Raw genomic sequence first — 25818 nt, forward strand, 5'->3', positions numbered from 1 at the left:
ATTGTGCGAAGCTTCGATTACGCCTCGTCGTTGGGGATGTTCAACAGCACGCCGCAGGCCTTGCAATGAACGGCGTCCGGATCGTGTCGCATGAGCCCGCAGGACGGGCATGTGAAGTGGACCTTGTACGGACGGATCAGAGTCTGGGCGAGGCGTACGAACAGGGTGATGCCGCTGACCATAATCACGATGGTGAGCAGCTTGCCCCAGGCGCCGGGCAGGATGATGTCGCCGAAGCCCGTCGTCGTCAGCGCCGTCATGGTGAAGTAGAGCGCGTCCAGATAGCCCTGGATGCCGGGGTGCTCCCGCGCGAAGCTCGCGTAGACGAACCCCGTGGCCACGAACACGAAGGTCACCAGCGTGGCGACTGTCTTGAACACGTCCTCCCATCGCGTGTCGTCGTAGCGACGCCCGACCGTCTCCCAGAAGAAGTCGGAGTGGAACAGCGACCAGAGCCGGAGCACCCGCAGGAAGGCGAGGTTGAACAGCCACAGCGGGAACAGCAGGGTCAGGAGGACGAACAGGTCGACCCACACGGCCGGCCGCTTGATCCAGTCCTTGAGGCTGGCGTGGGACAGCGCTCGGGCCAGCAGATCGAGCGCCAGGACGAAGGCCACAAGGTAGTCGATCGCCAGATACACGGGGTACTCCCGCAAGAACGGCGAGGCCACGAAGAAGGCGATCAGCACGAAGTCGAGCGCGATCACGCTCAGCCGGAAACGCACGGCCCGTGGGGAGGAGCCGTGGTAGAGCTCGCGCAGCCGCACCCGCAACCGAGGCAGTCGCCGTCGCGCCGTTTCCAGGGCTGGATCCGCCAAGCCGTCTCTCCCGTCGATCGTCATGAACCCCGCGCCGCGCCGCGGGTTCATCGGATGGCCGCGCACGCTGGCGCGGCGAAGCCCGCGAGACAAGCCATGCCCGCCAAATCAGCAGCCCAGCAGAAGGCCGCCGGCGCCGCCCTGTCGGCCAAGCGCGGCGACACGCCGAAGAGCAAGCTGAAGGGTCCCTCGAAGGAGATGGCCGAGTCGATGAGCGAGAAGGAGCTCGAGAGGATGGCCTCCACCAAACGGAAGGGTAAGCCGGAACACGCCGCCCGCGGCTGAGGCTATCTTCCCGGCGGCGCTGGCTTGCGCCAAGCTCCTTCCAAACGTTCCTTCAGGGGGAGCCGATGCTTGAGATCACCCGCCGTGCTCTTGTCGGAGCGCCGCTGGCCGTAGCAGCCTGCGCCAGCGTGCCCGCTGCACCTGCGTCAGGTTCGGCCTGGCCGGACGCGACGGAGACCGCCGCACGCATCCGGGCGGGCGCGCTCACGCCGCACCATGCGGTATCCACCGCGATCGATCGTGCGCTCCGACTGCAGCCGCAGCTGAACTTCCTGGTCCAGTCGGATTTCGAGCGCGCCCTGGCCAAGGCCGCCCAGGACCCGACGTCGGGTCCCTTCCCCGGCGTGCCGTTCCTGATCAAGGACCTCGACGACTACGCCGGGCTGCCGACCCGATCCGGCTCGCGGTCCCAGCTCGCGCTCCCGGCCGCCAGCCGTCAGGGTGCGTTGGTGGACGCATTCGTGCAGCGCGCGGGCGTGGTGGTCGTCGGCAAGTCGTCGACGCCGGAATACGGCTTCCTGCCCACCACCGAGCCGGCGGCCTTCGGCCCGACCCGTAACCCCTGGGACCCGAGCCGTTCCAGCGGCGGCTCCTCGGGCGGTGCGGCGGCGGCGGTCGCGGCCGGGGTCGTGCCCTTCGCTCACGCCAGCGACGGCGACGGATCGATCCGCATCCCCGCTTCGTGCTGCGGCCTGTTCGGTCTCAAGCCGTCGCGCGGACGGATGATCGGCTCGCGCGGCGACACGCGGATCAGCGATCTGTCCGTCGACCATGTGCTGACCCGCAGCGTCCGGGACTCGGCGGCCATGTTCGCCTCGCTCGAGGACAACGGCGAAGGCGCGCAGCATCCGGCCGTCGGCTTCGTCTCGACGCCGATCCGCCGCAAGCTGAGGATCGGCCTGGTGATGCAGGGCATGGCGGGACACGCGCCCTCGCCCGAGGTTCGCACCGCCACCCTGGCCACCGTCGCCTTGCTGGAGACGATCGGCCACACCGTCGTCGAGACGCGCTGGCCCACGGGGCCGGAGTTTATCGACGACTTCCTGCTCCTATGGGCGTCCGGCGCGGCCCAGCTGGCGGACGCGGTTGGCAAGGCGGCCGGTCGGCGTCCGGATGCGACGATGCTGGAGCCGTTCAGCCTGGGCATGGCCGAGATGTTCCGGAAGGCGCCGCCGGGCGCGCTGGATGCGGCCCTTCAGCGGCTGCATGCCGCCGCCATGGCCTACGATCCCTGGTTCGTCAGCAACCAGTTCGACGTCATCCTGTCGCCCGTTCTGGCGGCTCCGCCGCCGCCGCTGGGCTTCCTCGGACCCGACGTCGCGTTCGACGCCCTGGTGGCGCGGCTGACGGAATACGTGGGCTACACGACCTACCACAACGTCGTGGGGGCGCCGGCGATGAGCGTGCCGCTCAACTGGACACCCTCCGGCCTGCCCGTGGGCAGCCAATTCGCGGCCCGGGTCGGCCACGAAGCTCTGCTCTTCCAGCTCGCCTACCAGCTCGAGGCGGCCCGGCCCTGGGCGGGCCGCACGCCACCGGTGCACGCCTAGGCCGCCAGCCCCTGAAGTTGGGCGGCGATCGCGCGGACGCGTTCGGGTCCGCCGAGCAACTGGCGGTTCAGCCCGATGCGCTTGAACCAGTAGTGCAGGCCCAGGAGATCGGTGATGCCGATGCCGCCGTGCACCTCGGTCGCGGTTCGCGCCACGAAGCGTCCGATCTCGCTGGTGTGGGCCTTTGCGTGAGCGGCCATCAGCGACGCCTCGTCCGGTGCGTGATCGAAGGCGTAGGCGGCGTACCAGACCAGCGCGCGGGTCGGCTCGATCTCAGCCGCCATCTCCGCGCAAAGGTGCTTCACGGCCTGGAACGAGCCGATCACCCGCCCGAACTGCCGCCTTTCCCTGGCGTAGGCCACGGCCTTCTCGAGCATCGCCTCGCAGGCTCCGAGCGTGTCGGCGGCGATCATCGTCCAGGCCGCGTCGCGCAGGCGCTCCAGCGCCCGGTTCGAAGCGAGCGGCTCGGCGGGCGTGTCGCGGAAGATGATCTCGGTCACGCGGCGTGTCGCATCGATCGTGGACATCGGCTCCACCGCCTCGGCCTGCTGCGCCAGGTGCAATCCGCCCGCCCGGTCGGCGACGATCAGCAAGTCGGCGCCGGCGGCGCCGATCGCGAACAGGGTCCGGCCGTTCAGCCGGCCGCCCTCGGCGGCGACGCCTGCGCCGTCGCGGGCGCCGGCCACGGGCTCGTGGATGGCGACGCCGGCCGTCACCGCGCCCGCCGCCAGCCGCGGCAGCCAGCGCGCCTGCTGCTCGCGCGACCCCGCCGCCATCAAGGCGAGCGGCGCCAGCACGGCGGAGCCGAGGAACGGCGTCGGCGCCACGGCGCGCCCCAGCGCCTGGGCCGCCAAGGCCGCCTCGACGAGCCCAAGACCCAGCCCCCCATGCTCTTCGGGGATCAGCAGTCCCGGCAGGCCGAGCTCGATCAGGCCGGCCCAGATGTCCGGCGCCGAGCGCTCGCCCTCATCGGCGAAGCGGCGCACCCGATCCAGCGGCGCCAGTTCCGCCAAGGCCTTCGTCAGGCTGTCCTGCAGCAGGACCTGGTCCTCCGAGAGTGCGAACCGCATTCAGCCCTCCACCGTCTTCGGCTCGCGCGGCAGGCCCAGGCCCCGCTCGGCGATGATGTTCTTTTGGATCTGCGCGGTGCCGCCGCCGATGATCAGCCCGAGGTCGAACATGTAGTTCCACTGCCAGCGGCCGCCGGCGCGCAGGTGCGGGCCGTCGTGGTAGAGCACGCCGAGCTCCCCCAGGGCGTCGATGGCCAGGGCTGCGATCTGGTGGTTCAGTTCGCAGCCCTGCAGCTTGACGATCAGCCGCGCGAGCCCGGCCGTCTCGTCGGTCATCACGCGCAGGCCGTTGAACTTCATGGACAGCACGCGGGCCTGAAGCTGCATCAGACGATCCCGCAAGGCCGGATCATCGATGAGCCGCTGGCCGTCGACGGTCTCGGTCCTCATCAGCTCGATCAGTGCGGCCAGCCGCGCCTCGGTGGCGTTGGGGTCCCCCAACATGCCGCGTTCATGCTTCAGCGTCGTGTTGGCCACGATCCAGCCGCGGCCACGCCCGCCGACCACATTCGCCTGCGGCACCCGCACGTCGGTGAAGAACACCTCGTTGAACTCTGCCCCGCCGGTCATGGTCTTCAGCGGCCGGACCTCGATGCCCGGCGTATCCATCGGGATCAGGACATAGGAAATGCCCTCGTGCTTGGGCTTCTCAGGCTCGGTGCGGACCAGGCAGAACATCATGTCCGCGAGGTGCGCCGTGGACGTCCAGATCTTGCTGCCCGTGATGACGAAGTCGGCGCCGTCCTCGACCGCCCGGGTCTGCAGCGCCGCGAGGTCCGAGCCCGCCCCCGGTTCGGAATAGCCCTGGCACCAGACCACCTCGCCCCGCAGGGTCGGGCCGATCCAGCGGGTCTTCTGCTCCTCGGAGCCAACCTCCAGCAGCGTCGGCGCCAGCATGGAGACGCCCTGGTTGGCGATCCCCGGGGGGGCGCCCGCGGCGATGAACGCCTCGGCGATGATCCGGGTCTTCAGCACGTCCGGCTCCGCGCCGTAGCCCCCGTAGGCCTTGGGAATGGTGCGGGCCGCGTAACCGTTCTCGATCAGCAACCTCTGCCAGGCCCGAGCGTCCTTCGGCTGACCGGCCTCATACTCGGAGCGATGCGCCTCGAGGAACGCCCTCACCTCGTCCCGGAACGCTTCCAGTTCCGGCGTCAGCGTCAGGTCCATGGTCTCCTCCGTGGCCCGATCGGAGCCCCATTCTCGACCGCGCGCAACGGCGCCGCGACGTAAGCTATACTCGCGAAAAGTGGAGGACGCCCATGACCCGCCCCTGGCTCGCACTCGCGCTGGTCGCTTCGCTCGGCGGCGCCGTGGTCGCCTGTTCCACCAGCTCCGGCTCGACGGACCCGTGGGCGGGCTTCGGCCCGACGCCCGATCTGCCGGCGCCGCAGAAGAGCCTGCTCCCGACGGTGAAGATCGCCGAGGTGAAGGGTTGGGCCGCGGGCGAGACGCCGACGGCGCCGCCCGGCTTCGTGGTGACCCGCTTCGCCGACGGCTTCGACCACCCCCGCTGGTTCCTGGTGCTGCCGAACGGCGATGTGCTCGTCGCCGAGTCCTCGTCCGAGGCCAAGCCGCCCAAGGGCGTGCGCGGCTTCTTCCAGAACCTGCTGATGAAGAAGTCGGGCGGCGCCCAGACGAAGAGCCCGGATCGGGTGATGCTGCTGCGGGATGCGGACGGCGACGGCGTGGCCGAGCTGAAGACGGTCTTCGCCCCCAGCATCCGGCGGCCCTTCGGCATGGCCCTGGTGGGGAGCACCCTCTACATCGCCCGCGACGACGGCGTCGTGCGCTTCGCCTATGCGCCAGGCCAGACCCGCGTGGATGGACCCGGCGAGCGCGTGTTCGACCTGCCGGCCGGCCGCAATCACCACTGGACCAAGAGCCTGATCGCCAGCCCCGACGGCGCGAAGCTCTACGCCACCGTCGGCTCCAATTCGAACGTCGGCGAGAATGGGATGGACGAGGAGGTCGGGCGTGCGGCGATCCACGAATACGACATCGCGACGGGCAAGCTGCGCCTGTTCGCCAGCGGGCTGCGCAATCCCAACGGCCTGGCGTGGGAGCCGGTGACCGGCGCGCTCTGGACCACGGTCAACGAGCGGGACGAGATCGGCAACGACCTGGTCCCCGACTACATGACCGTCGTCCGGGACGGCGGCTTCTACGGCTGGCCCTACAGCTACTACGGCGGCCGGGTGGACGAACGGGTCAAGCCGCAGCGGCCGGACCTGGTGGCGACGGCGATCGCCCCGGACTACGCCCTTGGGCCGCATACCGCCTCGCTCGGGCTGGCCTTCTACACGGCGGCCGCGTTCCCTGCGCCGTACCGGGGCGGCGCCTTCATCGGCCAGCACGGCTCGTGGAACCGCAAGCCGCTGAACGGCTATCAGGTCGTGTTCGTCCCCTTCGCCGGGGGGACGGCCGCAGATGCCGCCTCAGGCGTTCCTGACCGGTTTCCTCGACGCCGACGGCAAGGTGCGCGGGCGTCCGGCGGGCGTGGCCGTGGACGCCCGCGGCGGCCTGCTGGTGGCTGACGACGTGGGCGAGATCGTCTGGCGGGTCGCCCCGGGCGGACCCCCCGGACCGCCGGCTGCGCCGGTCAGCCCATCTTGAGACCGGCGGCAGGCCCGAGAACCCGCCGCCGAGCCCAGGTCAGCGGTAGCGCCAGGAGACGCCGACGCCGACCATCCGGGGCGCGCCCGCGATGAAGGTGGGCAGGCCCAGATTGTCGCCGGTGTTGCCGGCGTCGATGATGTAGGCCTCGTCGGTAAGGTTGGTGGCGAAGGCCTCCACCGTCACCGGCGCGCGGTTCGACGTCCACGCCAGACGCAGGTTCAGCAGGCCGTAGGCCTTCTGGAACTCGTCCCGAACGTTGTCGGCCACGAAGGCGTTCGGCGGCTGCTGGAAGATCGCCCGGTCGTTGCTGTTGTCGAAGAACACCTTCGACTGCCAGGTGTAGCTCGGCCGGATCTCGAACTCGCCGTCGCCCAGCGGGAAGCGGTACGAGGCCGCCAGCGAGAACGAGTGGTCGGGCGACAGGCGGAAGCGGTTGCCGTCATAGGCCCCCGTTTCGAACCGCGCATGGCTGTAGGCGTAGGTGGCCAGCAGGTCGAAGTCAGACGTGACTGCAAGGTCGGCCTGGGCCTCCACGCCGTAGGCCTTGGCCTTGCCGGCGTTGGTGGTGACGAACAGCGTGCCCCGCTGCTCGACGGTCTGGAAGTTGTCGTAGTCGTAGCGGTACGCCGAGGCGTCGAGCCGGAGGCGACGGTTCATGAGCGCCGCCTTGGCTCCGAGCTCATAGCTGTCGACCGTCTCGGCCTCGACCGCGGCGAAGCGGCCGGCGGTTCCCGGCTGGGCCGGCCCCGACGCCGCCAGAACCTCGGGCCGGCGGCCACGGGCGTAGGACGCGTAGAGGTTGGCGTCGTCCGACAGCGCGTAGCGACCGACCAGGCGCCAGGTGACGCCGTCATCCTCCAGGTCCTGCTCGGAAATCTCGCCGTTGTTGGTCGTCGGCTGGAAGGTCAGGCCGAAAAGCGGCAGCTGGCCCGCGGGGATTTGCTGCACGAGCGGGGACTGCAGGGGCGCCGATGATGGCCTGCGCCTGGGAGAGCCCCTGGGGCGTCCCGCTCGCAGCCAGCTGCGCCGCGCCGATCGCCCCGCCCAGCACGCTGCGCCCGCCGACGACGCTGGAGCCGAAGCCGGTGGTCTTCTCATCCCGGGTGAAGCGGATTCCCGCCGACACCTCGAGGCGCTCGGTCACGTCGAAGCTGACGTCGGCGAAGACGTCGAAGGCGTCGAGGTCCGACGTCGCCAGCGTCTGCTCCACGTGGTTGGCGCGCAGATTGGCGGCGATCGCCGTGGCCTGGGCCGGCGTGAGGATCAGCCGGTTGCCGCTCTGGGCCGCCACGAGGCCGCGCAGCAGCGCGCCGGTGAAGGCGGTGTTGCCGAACACCGCCGCAGGAGCCGGCGTCGTCGCCGGCAGGCCGGAGCCGGCCGCGCCCGCGTTCAGCTGCCCCGTGACGGTCGCCAGCGCAATGCGCTCGTCGAACTGGATCGGAGTGCGCTGAGTGTCGTCGGACTTGAACAGGCCCGCGCCGATGAAGCCGCGCACGCGGCCGCCGGCGTCGTAGTTCAGGCGCAGCTCCTGGCTCAGCTGTTCGCCGTCGCCGTCATTCAGGCCGGAGAGGATGGGCAGCGAAATCCCGTCGGGGTCGAACACCTCCTCGCTGTGGTACTCGCGGTAGGCGGTGATGGAATTCAGCGTCAGGCTGTCGGTGAGCTCGAAGCTGGCCAGGCCGGCGACGCCCCAGACCTTGCGGTCGATACCCAGGCTCTTGCCGCCCTGGAAGCCGGCCGGAGCGGCCAGCGCCGCGGCGGACTGGGGGCGGCGGTCGCTCAGCACGGCGCCGGTCTGCGGGTTCGTCGGCGCGAAGCCGTTCGACTTGAAGGCCGTTCCGGTCGGCTCGTCCTTCTGGAAGTTCGCGATCACGTCGAGGCTGACGCGCTCGGTGGGCTCCAGCTTCACGCTGGCCCGCACGGCCTTGGTGTCCACGGACTGGAAGGCGTCGCCGCCCAGCGCGTTGTCGACGTAGCCGTCGCGATAGCGCATCCGGCCCGCGAGGCGGACGGCTGCCTGCTCGCCGAGCGGCACGTTCACCGCCGCCTCGCCCAGCCGGTAGCTGTAGTCGCCGCCCTCGACCTTGGCGTAGCCGTCGAAGCCGCGAGTCGAGGCCTTGGCCTGGATCAGATTCACCGCGCCGATCAGCGCGCCGCGGCCGAAGAGCGTCGACTGCGGGCCCTTGGCCACCTCCACCCGCTCGAGGTCGAACAGTTCGACGTAGGAGCCCTGCGCCTTGGAGATCGAGACGCCATCCTGGAACACCGAGACGCGGGCCTCGGCGAAGGCGTCGGTGGAATCCGAGGTGATGCCGCGCATCACGAAACCCGGGTTGTTCGGCGATTGGTCCTGGACCTCGAAGCCAGGCGTGAACAGCGACAGGTCGGCGAAGTCCTGGACGCCAAGCGCCTCCAGGCGCTCGGCGCCGTAGGCCGTCAGTGCGATCGGCACGTCGATGGCCTGTTGCTGGGTCTTCTGGGCGGTGACCACGATCTCTTCGACCGCGGCCTCCTGCCCTTGGGCGGCGCCGGCGATCGACAGCACGGCGACGCTCGCGGCGGCCATCAGCCGCGCACGTGACATGAACATGAAAACTATCCCCTACGCTTCATGCGTAAGCGGGGCCGTAAGCCGGATTTGATAAGGAGTCATGACAGCCGCGCGCGGCGCGGCGTCACACGCGTCCTGTGACGGGCAGGAGGGCCCCCGTCACCGCGCCCGCCGCCTCCGACGCCAGGAACAGGATCACGGCCGCCAGATCCTTCGGCGCCACCCAGGCCGAGACGTCGGCGTCGGGCATGTCTGCGCGGTTGGCCGGCGTGTCGATGATCGAGGGCAGCACGGCGTTGACGGTGACCCCTTCGGCCTTCAGCTCCTCCGCGAGCGACTGCGTCAGCGCATGCACCCCGGCCTTCGAGGCCGCGTAGGGCCCCATGCCGAACCCGGCCTTCAGCGCCGCGGCCGAGCCGACGTTGACGATCCGACCCGCGGCGCTGCGCTTCAGGTGCGGTATCGCCGCGCGGCTGGCGTTGGCGGCCGTCAGCACGTTCAGCCGGTAGAGGTCCGGCCAGGTGTCGTCGGATCCGCCCTCTATCGTCTCCCAGCGGAAACCGCCGGCGATGTTGAGCAGCACGTCGAGGCCGCCCAGTCGGTCGGCCACGGCGTCCACGGCGGCCCCGGCCTGCGCTGCGTCCGTGAGATCCACGCTGCTCTGCACGAACGCTCCGGACGGACCGGCGAAGTCGGCGGCATAGTCGATGAGCGCGAGCTGATACGGAAGCTCCGCCGCAGCGTGCGCTACGGCGGAGCCCGGGACGCCGGCGGCGCCCGTAATTGCGATGATGCGGTCGGCCATGATGGTCGCCGCTATAGCGCGGTCAGAGCGCCTCGACGATGGTGACGTTGGCCATGCCGCCGCCTTCGCACATCGTCTGCAGGCCCCACTTCTTGTTGCGGGCCTTCAGCGCATAGACGAGCGTGGTCATCAGCTTGGTGCCCGAGGCGCCGAGCGGGTGGCCCAGCGCGATGGCGCCGCCGTTGACGTTCAGGCGGTCGGGGTCGGCGCCCAGCTTCTGCAGGAAGGCCACCGGCACCGAGGCGAACGCCTCGTTGACCTCGAACAGATCGATGTCGTCGATCGACATGCCCGCCTTCTTCAGCGCGCGCTCCGTCGCCGGGATGGGCGCCTCCAGCATGATCACCGGGTCGTGGCCCAGCAGCGACAGGTGGTGGATGCGGGCCAGCGGCGTCAGGTTGTGCTCCTTCAGCGCCTTCTCGGAAACGACCATCACGCCCGATGCGCCGTCGCAGATCTGGCTGGACGTCGCCGCGGTGATCCGGCCGCCCTCGCGCAGCAGCTTCACGCCCTTCATGCCCTCGAGGCTGACGTCGAAGCGGATACCCTCGTCCGAGTCGTGACGCACCGAGTTGCCCTCGGCGTCCAGTCCGTCGATGGCCAGGATCTCGTCCTTGAAGGCCCCACCCTGGGTCGCCGCGATGGCGCGCTGATGGGACAGGTAGCCGTACTCGTCCAGCTGGTCCTTCGTCAGGCCGTACTTCTCGGCGACCATTTCGGCGCCCATGAACTGGCTGAACTGGATGTTGGGGTAGCGTTCTTCCTGGCGAGGGCTCTTCGGGTGGCCGAAGCCTTCCTTGAAGGGCAGAGACACCGACAGGCCCATCGGCACGCGGGTCATGCTCTCGACGCCGGAGGCGATCACGATGTCCTGGGTGCCGCTCATCACGGCCTGGGCGGCGAAGTGCAGGGCCTGCTGGGACGAACCGCACTGGCGGTCGACCGACGTGCCCGGCACGCTTTCCGGCAGCTTCGACGCCAGGACCGCGTTACGGGCGATGTTGGTGGACTGCTCGCCCACCTGCATCACGCAACCCATCACCACGTCCTCGACGGCGTCGGGCGCCACGCCCGACCGGTCGATCAGCTCGTTCAGGACCACCGCGCCCAGGTCCGCCGGGTGCCAGCCGCGCACGCGGCCGCCCTTGCGCCCGCCGGCGGTCCGCGTTGCGGCAACGATATAGGCCTCGCCCATCTCAACAGCTCCGTTCGTTCAGGTGCGCCTTCGACAAACTGGCGCGTCGAAACAGATGTATGAGGGCGACGCAGCGTAAGACAATCACCCCCGCGCGAACGTCTCGCGAAGTATCCTCTCGAGCCACTCCCGATCGGTCTCGTCGAAGGCGGCCGGCCGCTCGGAATCGACATCGAACACGGCGAGCAGCGCGCCCCCTGGCGTCGAACACCGGGACCACGATTTCGCTGGCCGAGCGGCTGTCGCAGGCGATGTGGCCCGGAAACGCGTGTACGTCGGGCACCAGTTGGGTCTCGCCCGTCGCCGCAGCGGTTCCGCAGACGCCGCGCCCGAAGGCGATGCGCAGGCAGCCCAGCGTGCCCTGGTAGGGCCCCACCACCAGTTCGTCGCCCTTGGCCGGATCCACCACGTAGAAGCCGGTCCAGAAGTAGTCGTCGAAGCTGTTGGCCAGCATCGAGGCCACGGTGGCCATGCGGGCGGTCAGGTTCGGCTCTCCGTCCAGGACCGAGGCGATCTCCTCGGCGGCGGCGGCGTAGCGCGCGGCCTTGGCGGCCGGCAGCGCGAGGTCGTTGAAGGCTTCGGCCATGGCCCCGCATGTAGCGATGCCCGGCCGCTGGACAAAGCCCCTGCGGCGGCTTTCTCTGCGCCCCTTGTTCAGCTCCGGCTTCCTTGGGGGACTTCCTACATGCGTGCAGCGGTTCTGGCGTCAATCCTGGCGCTCGCGGCGACGACGGTCTCGGCGCAGGTTGCGGAAGGGCCCTCGCGCACCTTCTCCGCCCGCGACCTGTTCGGACTGCAGCAGGTCTCGGACCCGCAGGTGCGGCCCGATGGCGGCGCGGTGGCCTATGTCCGCGCGCGCAACGACATCATGACGGACCGGGCCCAGCGGTCGATCTGGCTTGCCGACCTGTCCACCGGCGTGCAGTCCCCGCTGGTCGTCGAGGAGGGCGCCAGCTTCGCGCCGCGCTGGTCACCGGACGGCACGCGCCTCGCCTACGTCGCCGCCCAGCCCGGCCAGGGCGCCGCAGCTTTTCGTCCGCTGGGTCGCGACGGGCCGGTCGGCGAAGGTCGCCACCCTGGAGCAGGCGCCCGACGACATCGCGTGGTCGCCCGACGGCAAGACCCTGGCCTTCACCATGATTGAGCTGGACGAGGGCAAGACGCTGGGCGCGCCCCTGAAGAAGCCGGAGGGCGCGACCTGGGCGGCGCCGCTGAAGGTGATCGACCGCGTCACCTACCGGTTCGACGGTCAGGGCTTTCTGAAGCCGGGCTTCCGGCAGATCTTCGTGGTCTCAGCCGACGGCGGCCAGCCGCGGCAGGTGACCTTCGGCAAGTTCGACAGCGGCGGCCCGATCAACTTCACCGCCGACAGCCGCGGCATCCTGTTCAGTTCCAACCGAAACCCAACCTGGGAGCGCGAACCGAACGAGTCCGAGATCTGGCGCGTAGGGATCGTGGACGGACAGATGACCCGGCTGACCACGCGCAAGGGCCAGGACGGCGCGCCGGTCCCCTCGCCCGACGGCTCGAAGATCGCATTCGTCGCCAGCGACGACGTGGGCCGCAGCTATGAGGGCAACGACCTCTACGTCATGGACGCCGACGGCCGGAACGTCCGCCGCCTCGCCGCCAACCTCGACCGCAGCGTCGGGGTCCCGCAATGGTCCGCCGACGGCCGCAGCATCTACTTCGACTACGTCGACAAGGGCGTCACCAAGGTGGGCCGGGCGAGCCTCGACGGCCGCGTCGAGACGGTGGTTTCGGGCCTCGCAGGCGGTGGCCTCGACCGGCCCTATGCCGGCGGCGAATTCTCGGTCGGCCGGGGCGGCGTCATCGCCTACACCATGGGGACACCCGAGCACCCCGCCGACCTGGCCGTGCAGCGCGGCGGCAGGACGACCCGCCTGACGCGGCTCAACGACGGCCTCTTCGCCGGCAAGACCCTGGCTCGGGTCGAACACCTGCCGGTGACCTCGTCCTACGACCAGAAGCCGATCGACGCCTGGATCGCGACGCCGCCGAACTTCGATCCTTCGAAGAAGTACCCGCTGATCCTCGAGATCCACGGTGGGCCGCACCAGGCCTACGGGCCAGCCTTCTCCACGGACGTGCAGCTCTACGCCCAGGCGGGCTATGTGGTCCTCTACACGAACCCGCGCGGCTCGACGTCCTACGGCGAGGCCTTCGCCAACGAGATCGACAAGAAGTACCCCGGCAACGATTACGACGACCTGATAAGCTCCGTGGACGCCGCCATCGCCAAGGGCTTCGTCGACCCTAACCGCCTGTATGTGACCGGGGGCTCCGGTGGCGGCGTCCTCACATCGTGGATCGTCGGCAAGACGAACCGCTTCAAGGCCGCCGCGACCCAGAAGCCGGTCATCAACTGGACGAGCCAGATGCTGACGGCCGACGGCTACGTGGGCATGACACAGAACTGGTTCGGCAAGATGCCCTGGGAGGATCCGGAGGGTTACTGGGCGCGGTCGCCGCTTTCGCTCGTCGGAAACGTGACCACGCCGACGCTGGTCGTGGTGGGCGAGGAGGATCTCCGCACACCGGTGTCCGAGGCCGAGCAGTACTATCAGGCGCTCCAGCTGAAGGGCGTGCCGACCGCCCTCGTCCGGGTGCCCGGCGCCGGCCACGGCGGCCTGGCGGCGCGGCCGTCCCAATCCGCCGCCAAGGCGTCAGCGATCCTGGCCTGGTTCGACCGCTACAAGTAACGCTGCGCTCGGCCCGGCGGCGCCGGGCCGAGCCCCTATCCGCGGTTGCACCGGCGGCAACCGCGGGAATCGCCTCCGGCGCGCGAGACAATCGGACGCACCTTCCGGGGCCGAAGCTGCGCCTTGAAGGCGCTCCCGAGGCGGTCCCCCCCGAGACACGATCGAGATCGGCGTTATCCGCGCGATCAAAACGGGAACTCGCCTACACCCCAAAATGAGTAGGGTTGAGCTTTCGCAGCGCAGCATCTTCTCGCAACCTCAGGACGTACCTTGGGGGAGGTGGCGGCGATCCGTTCACGGAGACCCGCGGGAGATGTCGGAATGAACAAGCCGTTGCAGAGAGATGTCGTGGGGGCGTTGGTGGCCGTGGACGAAGCTTTGGACACCCGGGACGATGGTCCCCATCCGGTGGACCGCCATGTCGGCCTCCGCATTCGCATGCGCCGCAAGGAGATCGGCGTCAGCCAGGAGCGCCTCGCCGAGGCGCTGGGCATCACGTTCCAGCAGGTCCAGAAGTATGAGCGCGGCGCAAACCGCGTGAGCGCGTCCAAGCTCTGGGAGATCGCGCGGGCGCTGAAGACCTCCGTGACCTACTTCTACGAGGGCCTTTCGGGGAAGACGCCGCGCCGGCCGGCCAGGACGCGCAGGACTTCATGCTCACCAGCGAGGGCCTGGAGCTGATGGCCGCCTTCCCGCGGATCAACCAGCCCGCGCTGCGGCGCAAGCTGCTCGAGCTCGTCCGCACGGTCTCGGAAGAGGCGTAGACCGCCGACACGCCGCGGCCGCTCAGGCGTTGGCCGGGGCCTTGTAGGCGTCGCGCAGTTCCCGCTTCAGCACCTTGCCGATATGGCTGCGCGGCAGGCTGTCGACGATCTGGAGGTCCGCCAGCCGCTGCGTCTTCCCGAGCCGGCCGTTGACCCAGGCTTTCAGTTCGTCGGCGGCGATCCCCTGGCCCGGCTTCAGCGCGATGAAGGCCACCGGCGTTTCGCCCCACTGCTCGGACGGGACGCCGACCACCGCCGCCTCCAGCACCGCCGGATGCTGCACGATCTCGGCCTCCAGGTCGCTCGGGTAGATGTTGAACCCGCCCGAGATGATCATGTCCTTCTTGCGGTCCATGAGGGTGAGGAAGCCGTCCTCGTCGAAGCGGCCGACATCGCCGGTGCGGATGTAGCGCAGGCCTTCCGGGCTCCACCACTCGGCCTCCGAGGTCTTGCCGGGCTGGTTGTGGTAGCCGACCATCATCGCGCCCGAGCGTCCCACGACCTCGCCGATCTCGCCCTGTGGCACTTCCTGGCCGTCTTCGCCGATGAGCCGGATGTCGTGCCCTGGCAGCGGCTTGCCCACCGTGTGCAGCTTGTCGGGGAACTCGTGGCACTGCAGGCCGCACGAGCCGCCGCCCTCGGTCATCCCGTAGTACTCCACCAGGCCGCCCGGCCAGCGCCGCAGCACCTCCGCCTTCAGCTCCGCTAGAAAGGCGCCGAAGTGGAAAACTTCATCTGGAAGGCCGACAGGTCGTACTTGTCGAAATCCGGATGCGACATCAGCCGGCGGTACTGCACCGGCACCAGCATGGCGTGCGTGACGCGGTGCTTCTCGGAGAGCTTCAGGAACTGCTCCACGTCGAACTTCGGCAGCAGCACGACGGTCCCGCCGTTCGAGATCGTCGGGAGGAACGAGACCAGGGTGGTGTTCGAATAGAGTGGCGTCGAGACGAGGCTCACCGCATCCGGCGGATGAACTCCGCGGCGGATCTGGCCCCAGCGCATCCGATGCGGCTGGACGATGCCTTTCGGCGCACCTGTCGTGCCGGACGAATAGATGATGTTGAAGCCCTGGTCGGGCTCGACCTCATGCAGAACGGGCTTGCCGCCTTCCGGAGCCAGCCACTGCTCGAACGGCGTGCCGACGTCGGAGCCGTCGAGCGACACACGCTTCGCCGTCACGTCGCCCATGACGCCGGCCATGGCGTCGGCCACGCCCTTGTCGAGGAAGAACACCTTGGCCCCGCTGTCCCTCAACTGCAGCGCCAGGCTCTCCGGCGTCGAGGACGGCGCCAGGGGGCGCTACGATCGCGCCGGCCCGCAGGATGCCGAAGAACGTCGCCCCGTACTCCGCCGAGGTCGTCGCGCAGATCGCCGCCACCTCCGCCTTGCCCACGCCGTCCCGCTGCAGGGCCGCCGCAATGCGGTCCATCAAGCTGTCGAGCTCCGCATAGGAGATCGTGCGGACGGCGTCGATGATCGCCGGCTTGTCCCCCAGCGCCTGCGCCTGGGCGCGGATCACGTCGGCGATGGTCCCGAAATCCTGCGACAGCAGCTCCTCGACGGTCACGGTCTACTCCCTACCCGTTCAGCGGCCCCTCGCGGATCGCCTCCGCGCGGGCGGCGAGCTGGCGCAAGGTCTCGGCATGGCTCGCCCGGCTGATCCCGTACCCCAGCAACAGGAGGGTGGCGAGCCCATAGAGCAGGATCTGCACCGGCACATACACAAGGCCCAGATTGCGCAGGATGTCCGGGTCCACCGCGCCCGGCGCCGCCCCCTGGGGGAACTTCACCAGGCCCACGATCATCGCCGCGCCGAAGATGCCCAGGCCTGAGACGGCCTTGTTCACGAACGCCGCGGCCGCGAAGAACAGGCCCTCCTGGCGCCGGCCGGTCTTGAGCTCGGCGTCCTCCACCACGTCGGCGATCATGGACGTGAAGACGATGGCCGCCGTCGTCGCGGTCGAGGCCGAAATGACGTTGGCGACGAAGACGGTCCCGTAGAGGGCGATCGTACCGTTCTCCGGCATCAGGCCGAAGAGGCGCAGCGTGACCGGCGCGATCGTGAAGAGCAGGGCGGCGGGCACGAGGGCGACAGCCGCCGGCTTCTTGTCGAAGCGCCGGGCCACCGGCGGCGCCGCCGCGAAGCCGATCACCGCGGCGATCAGGCTGGAGATGGTGAAGCCCGCGATCTGCCCCGAGCTGAACGCCCAGAAGTAGGTCGCAAAATAGAGGCTGATCGCGAAGCCCAGGCCCACCGCCATGGCGAGGCAGAATGCAGAACCCAGGATCATCAGGAACGAGCGGTTGGCCAGCGTGCCGGCCATCTCGCGCCAGAACCGGCTCATGCTGATCTTCTCGTGCGGAGCCTCGCGCAGGCGCTTGATCTCGCTGTGCGTCCCGAGCGCCGACACGACGATGGCGACGAACATCACCGCCGCGGCGAAGATCCCATAGTTGGAGTAGCCGGCGGCGTTGAGTTGGCCGACCGGCTGTTCGGGCGTCGGCTTCAGGAAGATCGCCAACGCCGCCGCGTAGGTCGCAAGCCCGCCCACCCAGGCGAACAGGAAGCGGTACGCCAGGAGCTGGGTGCGCTCGTCATAGTCGGTGGTGAGCTCGGCGGCGAGCGCGGCCGAGGGGATCTCGTAGGTGCTGATGAAGGTGCGGATGAAGATGGCCGTCACGATCAGATAGGCGATCAGTGCGTTCTCGCTCCAGCCCTGCGGCGGGTTCCACAGCAGCAGGTAGGAGAGCGCCACCGGTACGGCCGCGGCGTACATGAACGGATGCCGCCGGCCCCAGCGGGAGCGTGTGTTGTCCGAGATCTGCCCGAGGACGGGGTCGATGAAGGCGTCGATGATCAGGGCCGCGGCGATCGCCAGCCCGACCTTGGCCGCCGGCAGCCCCACCACCTGTGAATAGAAGAAGGCCAGGAAGTACGAGAAGCCGTTGTCCTTGGCGCCGAACGCGACCGATCCAAAACCGTAGAACAGCCGGATGGGAAAGCTGAGGCGCGGCGCCGCCGTAGGCGGCCGCTGCAACGACGGACCGGGGGGGATGCAGAGCTTCCTTGTTCAACGCGTCCTCCCGGATGTCCTTTTCTGCACCGCCCTATGCGGCCGGTGAAACGAGCCCCTCGAACAGAGACCGCACGTAGAGCTCGGCCACCGCCTCCGGCGCGATGCCGGGGGCCCAGGAGCGGAGTTCGGCCGCAGCGTTGATCGCCGCCGTCAGCGTCTGAGCCGCGATGTTGACGTCGAGCGGCCGGACCGAGCCGTCGGCGATCCCGTCGCAGATGATCGACGCGAACCGATAGGAGAGCCGATCGAAAGCCTCGAGGAAGCCCGCCCTCAGAGCCTCGGGAACCGTCGTCAGCGCCGAGCTGCGCAGCAGCGGCGCACCGCCCACCTGCCGCTCGATCAGCGCCGTCGTCAGGCCGGCCAGCACCTCGAGGCCCGAGCCGCGCTCGGACTCGGCTGCGCGGATCGCTCGCCACATGATGTCGAAGGTGCGCTGGAAGCAGGCGGCCACCAGATCATCCTTCGTGGCGATGTGGTGATAGAAGGCGCCCTTGCTCAGGTTCAGCCGCGCCGAGATCCGCTCGACGGAGGCGCCGTGGTAGCCCTCTTCGTTGATCAGCTCGGTCGCCGCTCGCAGGAAGAGCTCGGTGGAGGCCTGGGCGTCGGGATCGTCGGCACGCTCCAGGTTCAGCGGCCGCACCGTGGGCCAGGCCACGCCCCCCCGCCAGGAAGCCGTTCGCCAGGATGTCGATCATCCGGCCCGCGGTGCGCCCGTAGTCAGCGGGCTCCACCTGCCCGAGCCAGGCGGGCGCCCAGAGCATCTGGGACAGCAGCAGGTGGGCGCGGGCGTTGGCATGCGGCCTGGGCAGAGAGCCCTCCGACGCCAGCAGGTCCCGGACGCGCCGAAAGAGCTGGACAAAAGCCGCGTCGACCTGCGGGCAGTTCAGGGCGCGGATGTCGTTGAAGACCGGGATGTCGTCGGCCTCGCCCGCAGCGAGGCGAAGGCGGTGGTCGAACCATGCGCGCACAAAGGCCGCCAGAGCCTCCGAAGCGCTCGCCGCGCCCTCTCCGGCCCCCACCAGCGCCTCGAAGGCGTCCAGCCCCCGCAGCAGCGCCGCCTGAGCCAGTTCCTCCTTGTTCTTGAAGTAGTAGATGACGCCGGTGGGCACGAGGTTCAGCCGGGCGGCCACCTCGCCCAGGGTCATGCCCCGCACGCCCTTGCGGTTCATCTCGGCGACGGCCGAACGGATGATCGCACTGCGCCGGGCCTCGAAGCGACGGGTCGGCGCGCGCCGCGGCGACGCGACGCCCTGAACCTCGATGTCGTTCGCGCGCTCGACCATCGAACCTGCTTAACGACCCGCCGCCACGGAAACCTAGGCCCGCGCCGGGAAGGTCTCCTGCACCACCTGTTCCAGCACCACTAGCGGCATGGCCCCTCGCCGCAGCACGTCATGGAAAGTCTTCAGGTCGAACCGCGAACCCGCTCGCGCCTTGGCCTCGTCGCGTAGGCGGACCCACTCGGTGTGACCGATCTTGTAGCTGCAGGCTTGTCCCGGCCAGATCGCGTAGCGGTCGATCTCGCGCTGGGCGCGCGTGCGCACGAAGCCGGTCTTGGCGACCATGTAGTCGGTGGCCTGCGCGCGGCTCCAGCGCTTGGCGTGCATGCCGGTGTCGACCACCACGCGGACGGCCCGGAACTGCAGCGACTGCAGGAAGCCCAGCTTGCCCAGCGGATCGCCCTCGTAGGCGCCGAGCTCGTCGGCCAGCTGTTCGGCGTAGAGGCCCCACCCCTCGCCATACGCCGCGAAGCCGAGCGACACCTGGCGCAGACGCGGGATCTCGGTGGAGGCCAGGGAGATCGAACCCTCCCATTGATGCCCCGGCAACGCCTCGTGATAGGTCAGCGTCGGCAGGGTGAACTTCGGCCACTCGGCCGTGTCTTTCAGATTGATGTAGAAGCGGCCGGCGCGGGAGCCGTCCAGCGCCGGCGGCGTGGCGTAGCCGTTGGGCGCGCCGTCCTGGATCTCGGGCGGCACCCTGACAATCTCCACAGGCGCCTTCGGCAGCGTGCGGAACGCCAGCGGCATCTTCGCCCGCATCGCCTCGGTCTGTTCGTTCAGGGCCTTCAGAAGCTCGGCTCGGCCGGCGTCGGTATTGGGATAGAGCTGATCGGGGCGCTTGGAGAGCTGGGTCATCCGCTCGCCCACCGTGCCCGCGATCAGGCCTTCGGCCCGCAGCAGGGCGTCCATCTGGGCCTCGAGCTCAGCCACCTGTCTGAGGCCCAGCTCGTGAGCCTGATCGGGGGTCAGCTTGGTGGTGGTCTGGAACGCCAGGGCTCCAGCGTAGAACGCCTCGCCGTCCGGCAGCTTCCAGACTCCCGGATCGGGCTTCGCCTGCGGCCGCGCTGCGGTGACGGCCGCGATCTGCCGGTCCAGCGCCGGGTAGACCTTTCCGGAGACGAGAGCCGCGGCGCGCGCCTTCCAGTCGCCGGCGATCTTGGCCTCGGCCGCTCGGCGCGAGAGCGACGTGGTCAGGCCGTGCGCCTCCGCCGCGGGCTCGCGCAACTTCTTCAGCTGAGCCAGCGTGGCGTCGAGCGCGAAGTCTGGCGCCAACACGCCGCGGGCGGCGTCACGCTGGAAGTCCCCGGTGTTGGCGTCCAGCACGCCGGCGAAGGCGTTCAGCCGCGCCAGATACGCCTCGGCGTCAGAGGCGTTCTTGACCGGATGGACGGAGTCCAGGAAGTCCGGGATCGACTGATAGGCGCCCGACAGCTGGCTCAGCACATAGGGCGAGTACGGCGCATAGGAGAAGCCGGCTGCGCCTTCGCCATACGGGAACCGCTCGCCGCCTTCGACGATCGTCCGGTAGGCGTAGGTCACCACATCGAGATCGGTTCGGCTGGCGGCCGACAGCTTGGCGGCGTCGATGCGGCTGAGCTGCGCCAGGCGCGCCTTCCGCGCTGCGACCCAGCGCGTCCGGCCAGCGAAGGAGAGATCGCCCAACTGGCTGCGCTGGCCTGCGCGCTTACCGACATCCAGCCCGAAGATCGTGGCCGACTCCGGCGACTCGTCGAGGTCGGCCTCGAAGAACGCGTCCAGCAGCGCGCGCAGGCGCGCATCTTCCGGCGTCGCCGCCTGGGCGCGGAGCGGCGCGACAGCGCCCGTGACGGCGAGCGCGGCGGCGCTCCCGAGGAAAACACGACGATCCATGAACATCCTTCCCCTGCTGCGAGGGCAGCATCATTGCCGCCCACGCTATTCGGGGACGGGAGGCCGAAACAAGGCGAAGCTTGCTCGGCGAGGTCAGACTGGCCGGTCGATCGCCGGCTGCGGCTCGGTGAACCAGGCGGCGCCGTCTTCCGTCACGCGGAAGTGGTCCTCGAGCCGGATGCCGAAGAGGCCGGGCACGACGATCATCGGCTCGTTGGAGAAGCACATGCCGGGCGCCAGCGGCGTCCTGTCGCCGCGCACCAGATACGGCGCCTCGTGGATCGAGAGGCCGATGCCGTGGCCCGTGCGGTGCGGCAGGCCCGGCAGCCGGTAATCCGGCCCGAAGCCCTCGGCCTCCAGAACGCCGCGCGCCACGGCGTCGATCTCTTCGCAGGGCACACCCGGCTTCACCGCGGCGAAGGCGGCCGCCTGGGCCTTCTTCTCCACCTCCCAGATGCGGATCATCTCCCGCGTCGGCTCGCCGAACACGTAGGTGCGGGTGATGTCGGAGTTGTAGCCCTGCACGCGGCATCCGGTGTCGATCAGCACGAGGTCGCCCCGAGCCAGCTGCTGCTCGCCCGGCACACCGTGCGGATAGGACGAGGCCTCGCCGAACTGCACCGCGCAGAACGAACTGCCGTCGTCCGCGCCCAGCGCCCGGTGCGCCTGGTCGATGAAGCGGCGGACCTCGCCCGTGGTGATCCCCTCACGCAGGATGCGGGCCGCACGCCGATGGACCTCCAGCGTCATGGCCTTGGCCTGCGCCATCAGCGCCAGTTCCGCCGGCGACTTGCACATCCGGCAGCCGTCGATCACCGCCGCGGCGTTTGTCATCTCCACATCCGGCGCCGCGATCTGCAGGCCGTCGAACATGAAGAAGGCCAGCGCCGGGTCGATCGCCAGGCTCCTCGCGCCCATCTCCCGCAGCACCTGGGCAGTCAGGTCATAGGGGCTCTCGTGCTCCTCCCAGAGCGCCAGCGACGCTTCGATGCCAAGTGAGGCCGTCAGCGAGCCGTCCTCGAAGCGCGGGCAAATCATCACAGGCTCGCCCGAGCGCGGCAGCACCATGGCCACCAGCCGCTCGGTGGCGTTCCACGCGACGCCCGCGAAGTAGCGCAGCGAGGCGCCCGCGCCGACGATCATCGCGTCCGCGCCGATCGAGGCCATCAGCCCCTGCGCCTTCGCCAGGCGGGCTTCGCGCTCTTCGCGGGCGATGGGCGGCGCAGGGTCCGGCCACGGCTCGAGCTCGGCCAGCTCCCGTTCCGCGGTCGATCCGCCGATGAAGCTCATATGCGCAACTCCTCTTGGCCGCACTCTAGCGCTGCCTCTAGGGTGCGCCATGCCCGGAAGCCAGGATTTCGCCGCCGACCCGCGCAACGCGGACCTGAAGATCTATGTGAACGGCGCCCTCGTCCCGCGGGCGGAAGCGAGGGTTTCGATCTTCGACGCGGGCTTCGTCCTCGGCGACGGAGTCTGGGAAGGCCTGCGGCTGCACAAAGGCCGGCTGCTGTTCCTGGAGACGCACCTCGAGCGGCTTTACCGGGGCCTGCAGGACATCGCCCTCGACATTGGGCTTTCGCCCGCCGAGCTCACCGCCGAGATCGAGCGCACGCTCGCCGCCAACGGCATGCAGGACGGCGCGCACCTGCGCCTCATGGTCACCCGCGGCGAGAAGGCGGCGGTGAACCAGGACCCGCGGAACTGGCTGGGAAAGCCCACCATCGTCATCACCGCCGAGTACAAGCAGCCCTCACCGCAGATCGTCACCCGCGGCCTGTCGCTGGTCACCTCCTCGATCCTCTGCACGCCGGCCGAGATGTTCGACATGCGGCTGAACTCACACAGCCGGCTGAACCTGATCCGGGCGCTGATCGACGTGATGGACAAGGGCGGCGACGAGGCCCTGATGCTGGACCCGCACGGCTTCGTGTCCAGCTGCAACGCCACCAACTTCTTCTGGGTCAGGGACGGCGAGGTGCGAACGTCGAAGGGCGACTACTGCTTCAACGGCGTGACCCGGGCGAATGTCATCGCGCTCTGCGAGGAGGAGGGCCTGCCGCTGGTGCTGGACAACTTCCCCGTGGAGGACGCCCGCGGGGCCGACGAGGCCTTCGTCACCGGCACCTTCGGCGGTCTGACGCCGGTGCGCGAGATCGACGGCCAAACGCTGCCGGCGACCCTCCCCGGCCCGATCACCACGCGGCTCCGGGCCGCTTACGAGCGCCTCAAGGACCGGGACGCCGCGCCGTGACCGTCCGGATCGCCATGTGGTCGGGGCCGCGCAACATCTCGACGGCGATGATGCGCAGCTTCGAGAACCGGCCGGACTGCGTCGTCGTCGACGAGCCGTTCTACGCCGCCTACCTCGCTGAGACGGGCCTGCAACATCCCATGCGCGACGAGGTGCTCGCGTCCCAGCCGACCGACTGGCGAGAGGTTGTGGCGGAGCTCGATCGGCTCTCGGGACCCGTCGTCTACGAGAAGCAGATGGCGCGTCACATGCTTGACGGCATGGCGCTCAACTGGACGCGGGATCGCACGAACGCCTTCCTGATCCGCGACCCCGCGGAGGTCCTGGCGTCGTACGTCCAGAAGCGGGGCACGGTGACGCTGGCCGACATCGGCGTCGTGCGCCAGCGCGAGATCTTCGAGCGCGAGGCCGACCGCCTGGGCCACGCGCCGCCGGTGGTTCGCGGCGCCGATGTGCTGGCCAGCCCGCAGGGCGTGCTCGCGCGGCTCTGCGAACGCCTGGAAATCCCGTTCGAGGCCGCCATGCTCCGTTGGCCCGCGGGTCCCCGCGACAGCGACGGGGTCTGGGCGCCGGCCTGGTACGACAGCGTCGAGCGCTCGACCGGCTTCGAACCCCCGACACGCGACGCCTATCCGCCGCTGCCCGATGAGTTGCGCCGAACCGCCGACGCGGCCCGCCCCCATTACGAGGCGATGGCGGCCCATCGAATCGAGGCGCCCTAGCCCGCCCGGGCCCGTGCGTTCGGCGTGAAGCGGGCGGTCAGGTCGTAGAGCTGGCCGGGGAAGGTGAGGCGCACCTGGGTGATGCTGTCGGCGTTTCGCCACGTGCGGCGCTCCAGCACGAGGCAGGCGGCGCCGGCGTCGATCTGCAGGCTGGCCGCCGCCGTGCGCTGCGCATTCGCGGCGCTGATGCGGTGCTCTGCCTCCGTCCAGGGCACGTGGCCCAGCAGCCAGGTCCCTGGAGAGACCGTCGCGAAATCGACGTCCGCCGCTTCCCCGAGGGCGCGCAGGTTGATCAGCCGTTCCTCGAGCGCGAAAGGCTGGCCGCCGGCCCAATGCAGGCACCTGAGCGCCAGGACCTCGACCACGCCTTTGACGTCGAGGGCGACGAGGTCCTGCGCGTCCGCCTTGCGCACCTGCCGGCTCAGCAGTTCATAGCCGTAGGTCTCGCCGCGCGACCGCACCTCCACGGCGATGTCCGGGATGTCGAGGACCACGGAGTGGATCTTCGGGAAGGCGACGAACGATCCCGCCTTTCGCCGCCGGACGATCAGTCCGCTCTCGGCCAACGGCGCCAGCGCCTTGTTCACCGTCGCGCGCGAGCAGCCGTAGGCCTCCATCAGCTCGTGCTCGACGGGCAGCCGCCGCCCGGGCGGCCACTCGCCGGAGCGGATGCGGTCGACGATCGCGTCCCGGATCCGCAGGTGGAGCGCCGGCTCCTGGAGCTCGCCGGCGCGCGGCGGCGGCTCGCGGCCGCTACCGTCCACGGCGCCTCAGGGCCTCGGCGCCGTCCAGCAGCCACGCCACGTCCGAGCGGCGGAAACTCCGGAAGAGCAGGATCAGGCCGCTCAGCGCGAGCCACGCCGAGGCGGTGCCCAGGGTGATGATCAGCGGATGGTTGAAGCTCTGGCGGTCGTCGTAGTCCATGATGTGGAGCATCCAGGCGATGTCCCACAGCCGCCAGGTGTCGTTCTTCGCCGCCAGCACCTCGCCCGTCGAGGCCGAGACCAGCAGGGCATGGCGCTCCTCGTCGGCGAACTCGACCCGCCAGATCGGCAGCGGCAGGTCGCGGGTCTCCAGGGTGTGCTGGTCGATGTATTCAACGGATCGCGGCGGCGCCGAGCCGCTCCAGCGGGCGACGGCCAGTTCGCGCGCCTTGCCGGCGTCGATCGCGACCGGCTGTCCGGTGACCGCATTGACGATCTTCACGCCGGCCGGCGTCGTCGCCTCGTAGACGTAGGTGTCGTACAGCGGCTTGAGCTGCAGCTTCTGGATCGGCTGTCCCACCGCCTGCGCCACCCGCGCCAGCGGCAGCAGCTCGGCCGGCGCCTGCAGGCCGGCGACCGGCAGAAGGGCGTGCTCGCCCGAGACCTTGTGATGGTCCAGCAGCGCCATGACCGCGCCGCTCAGCGCCCAAAGCAGGAACTGCAGGCCGAGCACCAGGCCGAACCATTTATGCAGGGTGCGGATCAGGAACATCGGCTCAGGCTCCGGCCTTGGCCGCGACCTTGGCGGCGGGTTTGCGGACGCGACGCTTGCGGCGGAAGCTGTAGAGCAGCAGCCAGCCTCCCGTCGCGGCGGTGGCGACGCCCATCCAGGTGAAGATCCGGATCAGGATGTTGTTCACGTCCTGGCGGTCGTCGTAGTCCATGATGTGCAGCATCCAGACGAAGTCGAAGGTGCGCCAAAGGTCGCTGCGCTTGGAGACCAGCTCGCCCGTGCGCGGCGATATGTAGAGCGTCGGATGCCAGGCGCCCTCGAACTCCACCCGCCAGATCGGGACCGGCCGGGTCTGGATCTCCAGCGGAGCCTTGGTGAGCAGCTCGCTCTTCACGATCGCGCCGGCCTCGGCGAACAGGGCCCTGGCGCGCGCGCGGGCCGCGTCCTCATCCAGCGGCGAGAGCTTCGCGCCGGAGCGGGCGTCGAACAGCTCTGGGCCGTCGGTGGTCTGGACCACGTAGACCGGCTGCCCCAGCTGGTGGTCGAGCTTTGCGCTCCGAAACCCGGCCGTCGTCTGCGCCAGTTGCGCGGGCTCGATCAGGCCATCCATCGCCACGAGCTGCGGCGTGGCGGCCTTCACCAGCCGGTCGCCGTGGATGATGTCGATGTGGACGGCGGTCATGTAGACGCCGCTGAGCGTCCAGAAGACAGCCTGGATCGCCACGATCAGGGCGAGCCATTTGTGGGTCGTCCGGGCCAGAAACGGGAGACGCATCGGAGGCACCTTGTCAGATCTTCA

21 protein-coding genes and 4 pseudogenes are annotated in these 25818 nt (G+C 69.6%); 8 read left to right on the forward strand and 17 right to left on the reverse strand.

What is annotated here, in order from left to right:
- Nucleotides 1-17: 17 nt before the first annotated feature.
- Nucleotides 18-818 (reverse strand): potassium channel family protein, encoded by an 801-nt coding sequence (locus LRS10_RS00215; RefSeq protein ID WP_257835484.1) that lies wholly within the window; start codon nucleotides 816-818, stop codon nucleotides 18-20.
- 96 nt (nucleotides 819-914) lie between these two features.
- On the opposite strand from LRS10_RS00215, the gene LRS10_RS00220 reads away from it, so the two are divergent.
- Together LRS10_RS00220 and LRS10_RS00225 are read left to right on the forward strand one after the other, a co-directional pair.
- Nucleotides 915-1103 carry a DUF3008 family protein gene (locus LRS10_RS00220; RefSeq protein ID WP_257835485.1) on the forward strand — a complete coding sequence of 63 codons (189 nt, stop codon included), beginning with the start codon at nucleotides 915-917 and terminating at the stop codon, nucleotides 1101-1103.
- A gap of 65 nt (nucleotides 1104-1168) precedes the next feature.
- Nucleotides 1169-2653 carry an amidase gene (locus tag LRS10_RS00225; RefSeq protein ID WP_257835486.1) on the forward strand — a complete coding sequence of 495 codons (1485 nt, stop codon included), beginning with the start codon at nucleotides 1169-1171 and terminating at the stop codon, nucleotides 2651-2653.
- Here the strand turns inward: LRS10_RS00225 and LRS10_RS00230 are convergent.
- A complete protein-coding gene (locus tag LRS10_RS00230) occupies nucleotides 2650-3723 on the reverse strand; it encodes an acyl-CoA dehydrogenase family protein (RefSeq protein ID WP_257835487.1) in 1074 nt (357 codons plus the stop codon). The genes LRS10_RS00225 and LRS10_RS00230 overlap by 4 nt on opposite strands.
- Nucleotides 3724-4890 (reverse strand): acyl-CoA dehydrogenase family protein, encoded by a 1167-nt coding sequence (locus LRS10_RS00235; RefSeq protein WP_257835488.1) that lies wholly within the window; start codon nucleotides 4888-4890, stop codon nucleotides 3724-3726. It lies immediately after the preceding gene.
- A 92-nt stretch (nucleotides 4891-4982) separates the two neighbouring features.
- On the opposite strand from LRS10_RS00235, the pseudogene LRS10_RS00240 reads away from it, so the two are divergent.
- Nucleotides 4983-6336, forward strand: a pseudogene (locus tag LRS10_RS00240) (sorbosone dehydrogenase family protein).
- Nucleotides 6337-6375: 39 nt separating this feature from the next.
- Here LRS10_RS00240 and LRS10_RS00245 read toward each other — a convergent pair.
- From LRS10_RS00245 to LRS10_RS00265, 5 genes and pseudogenes are all read right to left on the reverse strand, one after another.
- Nucleotides 6376-7287 carry a TonB-dependent receptor gene (locus tag LRS10_RS00245; RefSeq protein WP_257835489.1) on the reverse strand — a complete coding sequence of 304 codons (912 nt, stop codon included), beginning with the start codon at nucleotides 7285-7287 and terminating at the stop codon, nucleotides 6376-6378.
- Complete coding sequence (locus LRS10_RS00250; RefSeq protein WP_257835490.1) at nucleotides 7190-8929, reverse strand: TonB-dependent receptor; 1740 nt, start codon at nucleotides 8927-8929, stop codon at nucleotides 7190-7192. The genes LRS10_RS00245 and LRS10_RS00250 overlap by 98 nt, the downstream gene beginning before the upstream one ends.
- 85 nt (nucleotides 8930-9014) lie before the next feature.
- Complete coding sequence (locus LRS10_RS00255; RefSeq protein ID WP_257835491.1) at nucleotides 9015-9695, reverse strand: SDR family NAD(P)-dependent oxidoreductase; 681 nt, start codon at nucleotides 9693-9695, stop codon at nucleotides 9015-9017.
- Between the two features lie 22 nt (nucleotides 9696-9717).
- Complete coding sequence (locus LRS10_RS00260; protein ID WP_257835492.1) at nucleotides 9718-10890, reverse strand: acetyl-CoA C-acetyltransferase; 1173 nt, start codon at nucleotides 10888-10890, stop codon at nucleotides 9718-9720.
- Nucleotides 10891-10974: 84 nt separating this feature from the next.
- Nucleotides 10975-11476: pseudogene (locus LRS10_RS00265) on the reverse strand (GAF domain-containing protein).
- A gap of 99 nt (nucleotides 11477-11575) precedes the next feature.
- Here LRS10_RS00265 and LRS10_RS00270 point away from each other — a divergent pair.
- The 3 genes and pseudogenes from LRS10_RS00270 (at nucleotide 11576) to LRS10_RS00280 (ending at nucleotide 14377) form a co-directional block, all read left to right on the forward strand.
- Complete coding sequence (locus tag LRS10_RS00270; RefSeq protein WP_257835493.1) at nucleotides 11576-12034, forward strand: hypothetical protein; 459 nt, start codon at nucleotides 11576-11578, stop codon at nucleotides 12032-12034.
- A complete protein-coding gene (locus tag LRS10_RS00275) occupies nucleotides 12027-13613 on the forward strand; it encodes a S9 family peptidase (RefSeq protein ID WP_257835494.1) in 1587 nt (528 codons plus the stop codon). The genes LRS10_RS00270 and LRS10_RS00275 overlap by 8 nt, the downstream gene beginning before the upstream one ends.
- A gap of 438 nt (nucleotides 13614-14051) precedes the next feature.
- A pseudogene (locus LRS10_RS00280) lies at nucleotides 14052-14377 on the forward strand (helix-turn-helix domain-containing protein).
- 22 nt (nucleotides 14378-14399) lie between these two features.
- Here the strand turns inward: LRS10_RS00280 and LRS10_RS24735 are convergent.
- From LRS10_RS24735 to LRS10_RS00310, 6 genes and pseudogenes are all read right to left on the reverse strand, one after another.
- Nucleotides 14400-15947 (reverse strand): annotated as a pseudogene (locus LRS10_RS24735) (class I adenylate-forming enzyme family protein).
- A gap of 10 nt (nucleotides 15948-15957) precedes the next feature.
- Nucleotides 15958-17418, reverse strand: a complete 1461-nt coding sequence (locus LRS10_RS00290) for an MFS transporter (RefSeq protein ID WP_257835495.1) — start codon at nucleotides 17416-17418, stop codon at nucleotides 15958-15960.
- A 70-nt stretch (nucleotides 17419-17488) separates the two neighbouring features.
- Nucleotides 17489-18016, reverse strand: coding sequence for a TetR/AcrR family transcriptional regulator (locus LRS10_RS00295; protein ID WP_257839046.1), 528 nt, complete (start codon nucleotides 18014-18016; stop codon nucleotides 17489-17491).
- A complete protein-coding gene (locus LRS10_RS00300) occupies nucleotides 17913-18740 on the reverse strand; it encodes a TetR/AcrR family transcriptional regulator (RefSeq protein WP_257835496.1) in 828 nt (275 codons plus the stop codon). The genes LRS10_RS00295 and LRS10_RS00300 overlap by 104 nt, the downstream gene beginning before the upstream one ends.
- Before the next feature lie 33 nt (nucleotides 18741-18773).
- Nucleotides 18774-20609, reverse strand: a complete 1836-nt coding sequence (locus LRS10_RS00305; RefSeq protein WP_257835497.1) for a DUF885 family protein — start codon at nucleotides 20607-20609, stop codon at nucleotides 18774-18776.
- Nucleotides 20610-20702: 93 nt separating this feature from the next.
- Nucleotides 20703-21899 (reverse strand): Xaa-Pro peptidase family protein, encoded by a 1197-nt coding sequence (locus LRS10_RS00310; protein WP_257835498.1) that lies wholly within the window; start codon nucleotides 21897-21899, stop codon nucleotides 20703-20705.
- Between the two features lie 49 nt (nucleotides 21900-21948).
- Here LRS10_RS00310 and LRS10_RS00315 point away from each other — a divergent pair, with 49 nt between their 5' ends.
- Nucleotides 21949-22860 (forward strand): aminotransferase class IV, encoded by a 912-nt coding sequence (locus LRS10_RS00315; protein WP_257835499.1) that lies wholly within the window; start codon nucleotides 21949-21951, stop codon nucleotides 22858-22860.
- Nucleotides 22857-23582, forward strand: a complete 726-nt coding sequence (locus LRS10_RS00320; protein WP_257835500.1) for a hypothetical protein — start codon at nucleotides 22857-22859, stop codon at nucleotides 23580-23582. The genes LRS10_RS00315 and LRS10_RS00320 overlap by 4 nt, the downstream gene beginning before the upstream one ends.
- Here the strand turns inward: LRS10_RS00320 and hutC are convergent.
- Genes hutC through LRS10_RS00335 form a run of 3 tightly spaced genes read right to left on the reverse strand, consistent with a single transcriptional unit; the run spans nucleotide 23579 to nucleotide 25794 of the window.
- A complete protein-coding gene (hutC, locus tag LRS10_RS00325; protein WP_257835501.1) occupies nucleotides 23579-24346 on the reverse strand; it encodes a histidine utilization repressor in 768 nt (255 codons plus the stop codon). The genes LRS10_RS00320 and hutC overlap by 4 nt on opposite strands.
- A complete protein-coding gene (locus tag LRS10_RS00330) occupies nucleotides 24336-25058 on the reverse strand; it encodes a PepSY domain-containing protein (protein ID WP_257835502.1) in 723 nt (240 codons plus the stop codon). Before LRS10_RS00330 ends, hutC begins: the two co-directional genes overlap by 11 nt.
- A gap of 4 nt (nucleotides 25059-25062) precedes the next feature.
- Nucleotides 25063-25794, reverse strand: a complete 732-nt coding sequence (locus LRS10_RS00335) for a PepSY domain-containing protein (RefSeq protein WP_257835503.1) — start codon at nucleotides 25792-25794, stop codon at nucleotides 25063-25065.
- Nucleotides 25795-25818 lie beyond the last annotated feature (24 nt).

The organism is Phenylobacterium sp. J426, assembly GCF_024699945.1.
Taxonomy (GTDB): domain Bacteria; phylum Pseudomonadota; class Alphaproteobacteria; order Caulobacterales; family Caulobacteraceae; genus Phenylobacterium.

Coding starts and splice junctions, on each gene's coding strand:
- LRS10_RS00310 (WP_257835498.1), bottom strand. CDS start 21,899: ATGAGCTTCATCGGCGGATCGACCGCGGAACGGGAGCTGGCCGAGCTC.
- LRS10_RS00235 (WP_257835488.1), bottom strand. CDS start 4,890: ATGGACCTGACGCTGACGCCGGAACTGGAAGCGTTCCGGGACGAGGTG.
- LRS10_RS00270 (WP_257835493.1), top strand. CDS start 11,576: ATGCGTGCAGCGGTTCTGGCGTCAATCCTGGCGCTCGCGGCGACGACG.
- LRS10_RS00300 (WP_257835496.1), bottom strand. CDS start 18,740: ATGGTCGAGCGCGCGAACGACATCGAGGTTCAGGGCGTCGCGTCGCCG.
- LRS10_RS00335 (WP_257835503.1), bottom strand. CDS start 25,794: ATGCGTCTCCCGTTTCTGGCCCGGACGACCCACAAATGGCTCGCCCTG.
- LRS10_RS00315 (WP_257835499.1), top strand. CDS start 21,949: ATGCCCGGAAGCCAGGATTTCGCCGCCGACCCGCGCAACGCGGACCTG.
- LRS10_RS00220 (WP_257835485.1), top strand. CDS start 915: ATGCCCGCCAAATCAGCAGCCCAGCAGAAGGCCGCCGGCGCCGCCCTG.
- LRS10_RS00255 (WP_257835491.1), bottom strand. CDS start 9,695: ATGGCCGACCGCATCATCGCAATTACGGGCGCCGCCGGCGTCCCGGGC.
- LRS10_RS00275 (WP_257835494.1), top strand. CDS start 12,027: ATGATTGAGCTGGACGAGGGCAAGACGCTGGGCGCGCCCCTGAAGAAG.
- LRS10_RS00260 (WP_257835492.1), bottom strand. CDS start 10,890: ATGGGCGAGGCCTATATCGTTGCCGCAACGCGGACCGCCGGCGGGCGC.
- LRS10_RS00250 (WP_257835490.1), bottom strand. CDS start 8,929: ATGTTCATGTCACGTGCGCGGCTGATGGCCGCCGCGAGCGTCGCCGTG.
- LRS10_RS00225 (WP_257835486.1), top strand. CDS start 1,169: ATGCTTGAGATCACCCGCCGTGCTCTTGTCGGAGCGCCGCTGGCCGTA.
- LRS10_RS00305 (WP_257835497.1), bottom strand. CDS start 20,609: ATGGATCGTCGTGTTTTCCTCGGGAGCGCCGCCGCGCTCGCCGTCACG.
- LRS10_RS00230 (WP_257835487.1), bottom strand. CDS start 3,723: ATGCGGTTCGCACTCTCGGAGGACCAGGTCCTGCTGCAGGACAGCCTG.
- LRS10_RS00330 (WP_257835502.1), bottom strand. CDS start 25,058: ATGTTCCTGATCCGCACCCTGCATAAATGGTTCGGCCTGGTGCTCGGC.